The 10,682-nt window shown below is 38.3% G+C and carries 10 protein-coding genes; 8 read left to right on the top strand and 2 right to left on the bottom strand.

Annotated elements, in window-relative coordinates:
• On the bottom strand, positions 1-352 hold a 352-nt coding region (locus HRQ85_RS25875), incomplete at its 3' end, for a helix-turn-helix domain-containing protein (RefSeq protein ID WP_172380963.1).
• Positions 353-746: 394 nt separating this feature from the next.
• Here HRQ85_RS25875 and HRQ85_RS25870 point away from each other — a divergent pair.
• The 5 genes from HRQ85_RS25870 to HRQ85_RS25850 all read left to right on the top strand — a co-directional run bounded on the left by HRQ85_RS25870 (position 747) and on the right by HRQ85_RS25850 (position 7,053).
• A complete protein-coding gene (locus HRQ85_RS25870; RefSeq protein ID WP_172380962.1) occupies positions 747-1,007 on the top strand; it encodes a helix-turn-helix domain-containing protein in 261 nt (86 codons plus the stop codon).
• 617 nt (positions 1,008-1,624) lie between these two features.
• Positions 1,625-1,903 (top strand): hypothetical protein, encoded by a 279-nt coding sequence (locus tag HRQ85_RS25865; RefSeq protein ID WP_172380961.1) that lies wholly within the window; start codon positions 1,625-1,627, stop codon positions 1,901-1,903.
• Positions 1,904-2,415: 512 nt separating this feature from the next.
• Positions 2,416-3,765 (top strand): site-specific integrase, encoded by a 1,350-nt coding sequence (locus tag HRQ85_RS25860; protein ID WP_172380960.1) that lies wholly within the window; start codon positions 2,416-2,418, stop codon positions 3,763-3,765.
• Positions 3,752-5,290 (top strand): site-specific integrase, encoded by a 1,539-nt coding sequence (locus HRQ85_RS25855; protein ID WP_172380959.1) that lies wholly within the window; start codon positions 3,752-3,754, stop codon positions 5,288-5,290. Before HRQ85_RS25860 ends, HRQ85_RS25855 begins: the two co-directional genes overlap by 14 nt.
• Complete coding sequence (locus tag HRQ85_RS25850) at positions 5,287-7,053, top strand: hypothetical protein (protein WP_172380958.1); 1,767 nt, start codon at positions 5,287-5,289, stop codon at positions 7,051-7,053. The genes HRQ85_RS25855 and HRQ85_RS25850 overlap by 4 nt, the downstream gene beginning before the upstream one ends.
• A gap of 13 nt (positions 7,054-7,066) precedes the next feature.
• Here HRQ85_RS25850 and HRQ85_RS25845 read toward each other — a convergent pair.
• Positions 7,067-8,154, bottom strand: a protein-coding gene (locus tag HRQ85_RS25845) for an IS3 family transposase (RefSeq protein ID WP_172380957.1) whose coding sequence is annotated in 2 segments (ribosomal slippage) — positions 7,067-7,911 and positions 7,911-8,154 — 1,089 coding nt in all. Because the reading frame shifts where the segments join, the coding sequence is not laid out codon by codon here.
• Between HRQ85_RS25845 and HRQ85_RS25840 the strand changes: the two genes are divergently transcribed.
• From HRQ85_RS25840 to HRQ85_RS26135, 3 genes are all read left to right on the top strand, one after another.
• Positions 8,129-8,923, top strand: coding sequence for a hypothetical protein (locus tag HRQ85_RS25840; RefSeq protein ID WP_172380956.1), 795 nt, complete (start codon positions 8,129-8,131; stop codon positions 8,921-8,923). The two genes, HRQ85_RS25845 and HRQ85_RS25840, sit on opposite strands and share 26 nt — an antisense overlap.
• A gap of 53 nt (positions 8,924-8,976) precedes the next feature.
• Positions 8,977-9,420 carry a hypothetical protein gene (locus tag HRQ85_RS25835; RefSeq protein ID WP_172380955.1) on the top strand — a complete coding sequence of 148 codons (444 nt, stop codon included), beginning with the start codon at positions 8,977-8,979 and terminating at the stop codon, positions 9,418-9,420.
• A 233-nt stretch (positions 9,421-9,653) separates the two neighbouring features.
• On the top strand, positions 9,654-10,682 hold a 1,029-nt coding region (locus HRQ85_RS26135), incomplete at its 3' end, for a hypothetical protein (RefSeq protein WP_216655528.1).

Raw genomic sequence — 10,682 nt, 5'->3', positions numbered from 1 at the left:
GTCCGTCGGCGATCATCCATTGACGGAGTGTTTCTTTAGAGACGGATAGATTGTGTCGTTCAGTCAGTTTTTCCAGAGCGAACGTTGGTGAGAAGTCAGAGTAATGCTCACGGATAAGTTTCAGTATTTCAATTCTGAAATGTTCTGAGTAGCGTCGATTACTTGGGCGTCCACGCGCTGCGTGTGTAAGACTTTGAGCACCAAGAGAGACCAGTTTGTTCACCAAACGTCGGATATGGCGCGCAGACAGATTCAAAATTATAGCGGCGTCAACTTGGCGTAGTCGTTTTTCACGTACGTCAGTAAGCACCTTGAATCGATGAATATCTTTTTCACTCATAGTAATAAGCATCCGGATAACTCCTAAGCAGACCAATATAGGTAAGCTTAGGAGGACATTTTAAAATGGCTCAAACCGGACATTACTAAATTGCTCTAACAAGCCAACTACGTATTATGTGCATTATGTTAAATTCTCTTTGGCTGTAATCTTGTACACGTACCCTAACCGATCCATTATTAATCAGTGAGTTGTGTTTTTTATGTGTTACTAGCAAATAATAAAATCTACTGTTCTAATTCTGTACATACGAGCAAAATCTCCTAAGAGATTTTTGTACAGGTACATTGTTTAGCTTGGATTATTTATAAGTCTACCTCTAGCGAATCTGGCTATTCTTAGATAAGTTAAACAAAGTTGTTACTGCGAATGTTAGCTATATGGCTAACAAGGAAATTTTATAACTATGGCTTTCAGATCTGAAATTGGCTCAAAAATCAGAGATGCTCGTAATGGTTTGGGGCTGACGCAGATTCAAGTCTCTGAAATTACAAGGATTAATAAAACCACCATATCTGAAATAGAAAACGGCAGGTTTACTGGATCGTTCGACATATTTGAAAGATTACTTGATGCTATAGGACTTCAGTTTGAAGTTGTACCCAAAACCCATGAGCTTCCCGATTGGGATGAAATAGAAAAACTATTTGCCGAAGATGACGATTAATGGTCTTAAACTTTGGGTTGCTTGACACCAGATCGGGATTAGCATCTGATCGGGATTAGTATCTGATCGGGATTAGTATCTGATCGGGATTAGCATCTGATCAGGATTAGCATCTGATCAGGATTAGCATCTGATCAGGATTAGCATCTGATCAGAATTAGCATCATGCCGAATCAAACTGAGTATTGTTCTATGCTTCATTGTCCAACGATGGACAACGATGGATAATTCAATGTCTGATTTAACAACGTTCACGGTTTACTTTAAACATTGATATATATCTATTCATTACTGATTTTGCCGTACTTCTTTGAGTTTCCCTGATAATTTGTATCGGCATCTGAACCGTTAACTGGTGATAGTTCTCTATTGTCATACTTTTCCTCGACCGATCTTTGATTAAACGCTGTTGTGGCGAGAAACTCATATTCGCTGACTTACTGTTAAACAGTTCTTTCCTACCTTTCACCCTCGCCTATCTGTTCGTTAACATTAACTAGTACTTATTATCATCTCTTTCATTAGAATTTTTATTTTCGTACGCAAAAGAGACTAACGTTTTAGCTATCGGTGGAACAAGCAAATACAGTTTCTGAACAACTTAACTGGAGAAAATCATGATTGTTCAAAAGCTATTTTTCGTAACAGACTGGAAGAGTTATGCGATTGTTGAAGCTGAAAGCCATGAGCTAGCAATAAGCTGTGTCTTTAACAAGAAACGATATATTTGCATCCCTCAACAAGAACTAACAGAACTTACTGTTATTCATGCGATGTCTTGTGAGTACCGTGGCTTGATAAAATTTATGGTTGAGAAATGTGGAAGTAATTTAGATAAAATTTTGGTTATTGGTAATCGTCCCGAAACACAGCATTTTCAAATAGAGACCAGTTAATAACTAGTCCTTATTAACCTGTTAAACGCCGTCACAGGCGTTTTTATAAGTGTCTTTGTATAAAGTCACTCCATTTTAGACTACTTGAGTCGGTAGTAAGACCAAAGCCATAAAGTGAACTTAACTAGCGTTGTAGCTAACAAGTCATTCATAGGTGTTGAGGAGGAAATTATTCAATACAGGTCAATTTAAGATGTTTCTCTAAATTATCTGAAAATCTAACATTTGCATCTCATTAGATTAATATTACCAGAATATAAAACCATTACACTGTCACAACCTTGAGCTATAATGCCACATAATCATCTGTCTGTGGTTGTTTTTGCGGTCGTTAAACTTGTTATTTTTAACTAATTGGTCTTATATTCTGAGTTGTTGTGTTTTGAAAAAATATTAATTATGTGGGGCTTATGTATAAAGTTGAGAAATGTAACGAGGATTTTTACTGTCTCTTAGATGTTGTAACAACAATGCCTCCCCTATTAGCATTGAGATGGCTTGAACGAGATCTAATGGAAAATGCTTTAGGGACTCAAAAATCGTATTTGTATTCAATTAAGCTCTTCTATGATTTTTGGTTGGAAAAATTTGGTATTTCTCTTGACCTATCCTTTCATAAGTCAGGTTACCATGACATTGAGCTTATCACGCGTGAGTTGTTTGCATTCTGGGACTACTTACTAGCTGAAAAGCAAGTATCTAATGTTGCTATGTTGCCTACATATGGATTGGAGAGTAAAGCTCTAGCCAAGAAAAAGCGTACTGCTACTAAACACTGCATAACAATCTGTAACTTCATTCAATTTCTTTCTATAACTTACATATCTACTGATTACCGGGATGAATCGCCACTTGTGCTCAGACGCTATCGTTCTGATGTTCAGAACCGACTTGATGGGGCCAAACAAAAGTTTGCAAAATGGAGAACATCTAACAAAACCGCGAAACCTTATGACTCCCTTCATAGTTTAACTGAAGCACAGTATAAAGACTTTATTAGTGTTATCGCTCCTAATGTAGTGCGTCCTCTCCCATCAAAGCTCTCTGGTGGAAGGGTTGAAGTCAACTTTGAGCTCATAAAAGTCAATCGTTTTAATTCAATAGTGAGTTACGAGGTACAAATACGTAACTATCTTCTTATAACTCTATTAGTCAGGTATGGACTTCGAATCGGGGAATCGCTTTTACTTCGTAAAGAATCTTTCCTGAAATTCAAGTCTGATTCTTCAAAAGTGATCATGCGTGTGCGCAACTTAGAAGATAGTGGCTTCAATGATTCAAAAATGGAAGATGCTCGAAACTATAAACCAAAGATCAAAAACTTAGGAAGTATTCGTGATGTAGAAGTTACAATTGAAGATTACAGAAAAATTGAACTGTATTACGAATATATACGTTCAAAGAAATGCACTCATAGTTTCATTTTTTCTGCTTCAAAAGCACCATTCAAGCCTGTCTCTTATTCGACGATTCAGTCACAATTTTCAGCTTCTGTTAAAAATTTTCAAGAACACTTTCCTGAACACTTTTCCGTCCAATATGCCGATTCGATATCGGACAACATTACACCGCATTGGTTGCGTCATACATGGGCGTACGCAACATTGGCTGCTGTATATGAAAAGAAAAAGAAAGAGTACATAAATTCAGGAGTCGTAAATTTGAAAGGGCTGATGGACGACGCCCAGAACGATTTACGAGAACTTGGAGGTTGGTCTAAAAAATCTATATTGCCTGCTAAATATGCTAAGCGATTTATCCAAGAGCAGGCAAATAGCACGCTTATGGAAGTATATCGAGCCCATTACAACATACACAGTGACCCTTTAAATGAGGAGGAATGGAAAGATGTATTCAGCTAAAAAGAATTTAGATGTTCGAAGTGATTTTTCAACTCCTCAGATTGAGTTTATTAAAGCTGTAAGTGTTCCGAAAATTATGGAGATCACTGTTGGTTCAGAATTTGATACGGCATATGTCACCACTAACGACGACCGATGGGAATACGTACGTTTTGGCCGAACACACGTAGAAGTATTTAATTTAGATAAAAATACGAATAAATTATTAAAATTATTATCGGTTAAATTCACTGATAGTCATATGGCCCCTCTTGGTTCCACTAGATTTGACGCCTTGAAGAGGATTTTTAAAACAAAAGGTACTATTTCATTCTCTGTTTTCTACAACCGACTTGAAGTATTGGCAAAGCAGTGTAACTCAATGGATTACTTCTTGCTTAAAAGTGTAACAAAAACACTGATCCGCATTGGATTCCCAGGCTTTGATGTCGAGGATGAAGAAAAAATGTTGTGGTTATCAACGCCTAATGTTGCAGATCCATTTCTTCGCTACAGTGATATTGAAGATACAATGCCCACCCACCTCAAGAACCTTATCATAAATCGACTGGTTGAGTTTTCTACCAGAGGAGGCCTCAGCTCTTTATCAGACCCCGAGTTAAAGAACCTCTCGATTTTAGGCTTGTCGTACGCAGTAGGACTCCGACCACAGCAGTTTTCGATGTTAAAAGGATGTTCGATAAGTATCGTAACTAAAAATCATAAAACAGCGTTATCTAGATATCAGATATCAATACCGTTAGCTAAACAACAGAAAGTTCCAGCGAGTGAGTTTCAAGTTGCATTAAGTCAGGAGGTTGGAGTCATTATTGATGAGTATAAGAAACGCTTCAATATCGAACTAGCTTCCCCACTCTACCCTTATACATCTGGCTCCATCACATTATCTCAAGGTCTTCATGCAGGCCTCAATGCTGCTTTATTGTTCATACAACCTGACGAAGTCAAGCAGTCTATAAAACAGAATATTAGAGATAGACCAATTTATACGCTTTATGATTTTAGACACAATATTGGGCATTCAATGGCGATGCTGAATGCTAGTGCAGAAGAAATTGCAGCGGTTCTCGGGCATAGCTCGCTAGTCGCTGCTCAGCATTATATTAATGCTGTGCCTGAGTTAGCCATATTGAAGCACAAATGTCTTGGTCAAAATCCTGTTTGGAAAGATATGGTCTCCCTCCTTTTGACTGGTTACAAAGTTAATGAAAAAGACTGGGTTGGAAATACTGTATCTGGGGTCGTGAGAGAGCAACTTGTGTTGCGAATTGGTGGTTGCAATAGACGTCAAGAAAAATGTCATTTAGTTAAAGTACGTTCTTGTTATGGATGTTTCTATTTTAGGCCATTTAACGCTATCGATAAGCATAAAAAAGTTCTTCAAATATTCTCAGATGAGTTGATTGATCTTGTGAGGGTTTCCCACGACTCTGGAAACAAAGATAACCCTTTAATTGATATTGCGACACAGACCAAAAATGAAGTAGAGATGGTAATCAACCGACTAGAAGGTGGACTTCGATGAAGGCTAATTACCAAAGATACAAAGAGTTTATTGTAGAGCAAAGGTCTTTTTTTGAAGATGCATTGTTACCCGAAGTAAATAAGAATGTTCCCAAATCTGACCAGTTAGCTTGGGATTCTAATCAGTGGCAATATGGGGGGATGTCTAGTGGTTTTCTTTCGGGCGCATTACAATCTATCAATTTCGACGTTATAAAAGTTCACTCCATAAAAGGCTTGTTTGATAAAGACGAGAAGTGGGATTCAAAAGTTGTTAATTTAACAGAAACTTACTCTGAGTTTGTAAAGGCATACTGTACATTCATTAATCACCGTAGATCACCATCTGGGATGGTCGTGTTGGCACAACAGCTCTTATTGAAACGTGTCTATGTTCGTATGATTATGGCAGGCGTCGAACCACATCCAGTCAACATTACATCTGAATTCTTACAACGAGCAGTAGATTTGTTAGCTTCATCTAGAACAGGTAAATCCGCACGTTCGAATGCAGCGAAAGACTATGACGATGCCAGTGTTATTGCCAGAAATTTAAACTATATAGGTTTTCCGTTAGTTCAGGTCGAAATAACAAAAAAAGAAAAAGTACTTGCAAGGACAATGAAAAATGAAGTGGAGATCGATAATCAAATAGAAACGGCTGAAGACTTAGATAAAGATGATCATGACAAAAATCTCAGTATTCAGACGTTTTTAAATGTCGTTGCACTTAGAGGTATGGTGAAAAATGATGGTGAAAAGGTAGTATTAAACCTCGTTCTCTTGTTAATGGTGACTGGTTTTCGTCATATGGAGGCAGCAACTATTCGCTATGGAGCTTTCAAAGTCGTTGAAATCGAGAGTGAAATGACACGTAGGCAACTGGAGAAGCGTGGTATCCCATCATTTTATGTGGGTATAAGGTATTTAGCAGAAAAGCGTGCAGGTTATCGTACTCATTGGATTGAACCTTTAGCTGTAGAGCTAATTGAAGATGTTCTAGTCAATACCCTAGTATTAACAGAAACGATTCGAACTCAGTTAGAGCATATGAGAAGGATCAATTTTGTTTCCTTCTTGCCACAAAAGTATTTCTCCCCAACCAATGACGATAATATAGCCCAGTTAAATTCTACGGTGATTGATTTGGACGAGATCGTAGAGTCTGTTTATGAAAGTTACGCAAGAACGGTTCAGAAACGTGGGAAAGGTTCTGCAAGAGATTATGCTACGAAGAAAATTAAAAACTCCAAACTAGGCATTCAGCCTATAAAAGAAGAGGTGTTGAGACCAAACAACAAAAAGCGTATTTGGTATAGTTTGGTTGATATTGATAAATTTATACGGGCTTCCGCTGTAGAAAATCAAATGGTAGCTATTGATTTTAAACATCGAACAAAAGACTCCGCGACCGGGTCTGTTCAAAGTATTCCATATGAAGATCTCTTATTTATCATACCTCAAGGTTCCGGAGCAGTTCGTCGCACAGCAGCGATGAAGTGTATACCTCAAATGATAGATAAAGTCATACTAGAGCCATTTCTAGGGTACGGTAGCAAACGTGCGAGACAAAATAGTATATTCGCGAAATATGGACTTGTAGAACAAGACGGTCAATTCACTTTTATGTATAGCCATACGCCACGACACGCTATAAATACTTTCTTCGCAATCACAGGTATTTCTGAACATCTCCAAGCTATGTTCATGGGGCGTAAGGATTTTACTCAAAATGAGACCTATCAACACCTTGCTATACAGGAAAAAGTGATCTGCTCCAGTTAGACTGGACACCGCATTAAGCGACATATTGTTTTTCAAAGTTAACTGGGCTTAGATACCCAAGAGCACTGTGCCTTCTTGTTCGATTATAATCAACTTCAATGTATTCAAAAAGCGCTTGGCGCATCTCTTCTCGGGTCATTATCGGCTCGTATTGGACGGCTTCTACTTTCATTGAGTGGAAAAAGCTTTCAACACAGGCGTTATCCCAACAATTCCCCTTCCTACTCATGCTTTGTTTTAGATTATGAGCTGCGATTAAATCTCGGTAGTCTTTTGAGCAATATTGGCTACCTCTATCACTATGGATAATCACGTCTTCTGGCATGCCTCTGCGGAACAATGCCATTGATAGTGCATCACAGACCAGAGTTGCGGTCATTCTGGTGCTCATTGACCAACCAACGACTTGCCGTGAGTACAGGTCGATAATAACGGCTAAATACATCCAACCTTCGCTTGTCGCTAGATAGGTAATATCTCCAGCCCATTTTTGGTTCGGTGCTGTCGCATTGAAATCTTGCTCAAGCAAGTTCGGGGCAACAGGAAGCCTATGCTTACTGTCTGTCGTACATTTGAACTTACGGGCGGCCTTCGCGACTAAGCTCTGGCGCTTCATGCTCGCGGCAATGGTTTTTACATCGTGCTTATTACCATTTGCCTCAAGTTCTTTTTGAATGCGCCTTGCACCGTCGCGTTGAGTGACTTTATGGCGATTATCAATCCAATAATAAAACCCACTTCGAGAAACCCCAAACACCTTAGCCATACGGACAATCCTATATTGCATCAGGTGTTCGAGCATAAACTCATAGCAATCTATTTTAGATTTTTCGCGAAGTAGGTGGCGGCCTTTTTTACGATATCTAGCTCTTCAGCTTGCTCTGCTAATAATCGCTTGAGCTTGGCATTTTCAGTGGTGAGTTCTCTTTCTCTATCGCTGATTTTCGCGTCTTTTTTTACGGCTTTACGCCATCCATAGATTTGAGATTCATATAAAGATAGCTGCCGTGCGGCAGCAGCGACACCGACTTTCTCTGCTAACTTAAGTGCTTCGGCTTTAAATTCAGGAGCATGTTTGATTCGTGTTTTCTTAGTTGTCATTGTCCACCTCGTTAGTGATTGTATTCACTTAACTCAGTGTCCAAAACTTCTGGTGCGGATCAAAGCAGTAACTCCAGCGTTAGTTACTGTTAGCAACCCTAACCTGCTCGCAGAAGAAGTGTCGGCATTAAACGCCATTAAAAAGAACTGCACTATAAGTGTAAGTAATAAGCTCTCATTAAAGAGTTCGTTGTCTCAATCTATGCATACCTTTACAACTGTTAAGGATAAGGTTTCATTCGTTCTCGATGTTGTAAGGAATTCAGATGCTGACGTGTTCTCTGAATTCGGTCAATTGATCGACTTTAATAATGAAGTCGAAAACGAACAAGTGATAAAGCCACACTCCGATTTATCCGTAATGAATATTGGTAGTTGTATGCGAAAACTCTCGACTTTTCAGTGTCCTTACAATCTGAAATGTCAGGATGGGGTTCCTTGTCCGTATCATACGCTTACGGGGCGTGAAGACGAGTTGTTCAAAGTTGAGAAGCTCGCTGAAAGCATTGATTCGGAAATCTCTGTTATCAATCAAATCGGCTTAAAAGGGATACTCGGTACTGAAGAGTGCCGAGAAATCTTAGAGGACTTAATGATAAGAAGGGAGAATGTTAGTTACCATTTAGAACAATCAAAAATATTCGAAAGCGAAAGCGAAAGCGAAAAGATCAACCTACTTATGCTTGATAAAATGAAAAAGCCAAAGATGCTGTCTACTCTTTTTGCTCTAGAACACCTTCAGGCTCAAAAGAAAACAGAAAAAAAATGAATGCATTTGGATAAATATAAGAGAATCTACTCAATCACTTGGAGGTAATTGCTATGAGTATAGGTTTAAAAGGCATAGAGTTGGATAGGGTTATCGAAAAAGAACTCATAAAAATGTGCGATGAGGGTTTTTTGAATTCCCCTATTACACAGGCTAATTTATTCAAGAGGCTGAAAGCTCAAGGAGTAATAAACTCAAAAGCGACATTAACTAATCGTAGACATCTCATTAATCATTTTATTCAACAACAGAAAGATGATGTTAAAGGCCCTTTGGGAGAGACTTTGAAAACAACCTCCTCAATGACACGGAAAGATCTAGAGAGAGCCAACGCGCGATTAAGTGAACAAAGTAAAGAGGCTCGAAATACGCTTAAACAGAATACTGACACCATAATTCAGATAGTGAAAACTATTCGACTGCAAACAAACGCTCGTAACATAGAGCGTTGTCTATCCCCTTATTTAATTCGTGAATTGCATCGAAATGAAGATTAATTAGAGAAAATTTGGCTGATACGATGATTGCTACAATTGGGTTCGGTACCTAAACATGCTTTAAGAAGTATGTTTAGGTACCTCTCCTTTACACCCGCGCTCAACTCGATTTACACATATGCAACACATGATGAAAAATTTGATGTTCAACTAGAAAAAACCTTACTAAACATATACCTATTCTTATGGATGGTGTATTGTTCATTAATTTTCTTCATGAAATGGTGGTTCATATGTTGGATAAGGCGAAACTATGCAGTGCCTATAGAAAGTATGGCTTTGAAGAGCAAGTCAGCCCAGACAAAAATGTTGCAGTATTTTCTATACGAACAGGTCATTACCATAATGCTGACATTGTTCCTTTGGTTAAAGAGCATGATGTAGAAACGATCTTTCAGCAGTATAAAAATTTGGCGTATGCATGCCAAATTAAAGTTTACGACACTATAGAGGATGTTGAACAAGAACTGTTCAACGGTTTCTTTAGTATCAAATCAACAAAAGAAAGATTAAGAAAGGAATATACTGCTTTTACGAACTCTCTAGTTAAGATCCATTCAGATAATGCTACATATTCATTCATTAACACTAGCTATCATATAGACAATAAACTGGGTGAACTATCGGTCGTAGATGAAATTGTTAGCCGAATTGATAAACCGAAACCTACCCTATTTCTAGTTGAAGCAGCAGCTGGCTTTGGTAAGACTTGCTCTGCATACGAACTTGTAAAAGAAATCGTAAATGCATCAATATCAAAAATTCCACTATTTTCAGAGCTATCTAGAAACAGACAAGCAAAAATATTCCGATATGTATTATTGGATGAAATTGATCGTAGTTTCCCCTTATTAAGCTCAGCTCTAGTGCGCTCAGAGATCAGAAGCGGTAACGTACCAGTAATACTCGATGGCTTCGATGAGTTGTTGCATGAGTCTTCATCGGAAGACCCAAGTAACTACGACTCTACAGAGCCAATGCTAGAGACTATAAGCGAACTATTAACTAATAAAGCAAAGGTTGTGTTAACTACAAGGCGAACAGCGATATTTGATGGTGACGAGTTTCACCAATGGATGTCATCGCATGAGAATGATTTTGATATAGTTCGCATTAGATTACATGAACCTAGCTTAGAGGATTGGTTACCTAAAGAGCGCATAGATCGATTAGAAAAATGTAACTTACCATTGGGCAATCTATCTAACCCCGTCCTACTATCATTCCTAAGATGCATTAGTGACACAGAATTTGAAGAAGTG

The sequence above is a fragment of the Vibrio sp. Vb339 genome, assembly GCF_902751245.1.
Classification (GTDB): Bacteria; Pseudomonadota; Gammaproteobacteria; order Enterobacterales; family Vibrionaceae; genus Vibrio; species Vibrio coralliirubri.
This window is presented reverse-complemented; position numbering and strand designations above follow the sequence as displayed.

Bases quoted from the DNA above. Each gene is read 5' to 3' on its own strand.
- HRQ85_RS25865 (WP_172380961.1), top strand. From the start codon at position 1,625: ATGATTGTTCAAAAGCTATTTTTCGTAACAGACTGGAAGAGTTATGCG.
- HRQ85_RS25835 (WP_172380955.1), top strand. From the start codon at position 8,977: ATGAGTATAGGTTTAAAAGGCATAGAGTTGGATAGGGTTATCGAAAAA.
- HRQ85_RS25855 (WP_172380959.1), top strand. From the start codon at position 3,752: ATGTATTCAGCTAAAAAGAATTTAGATGTTCGAAGTGATTTTTCAACT.
- HRQ85_RS25860 (WP_172380960.1), top strand. From the start codon at position 2,416: ATGGAAAATGCTTTAGGGACTCAAAAATCGTATTTGTATTCAATTAAG.
- HRQ85_RS25850 (WP_172380958.1), top strand. From the start codon at position 5,287: ATGAAGGCTAATTACCAAAGATACAAAGAGTTTATTGTAGAGCAAAGG.
- HRQ85_RS25870 (WP_172380962.1), top strand. From the start codon at position 747: ATGGCTTTCAGATCTGAAATTGGCTCAAAAATCAGAGATGCTCGTAAT.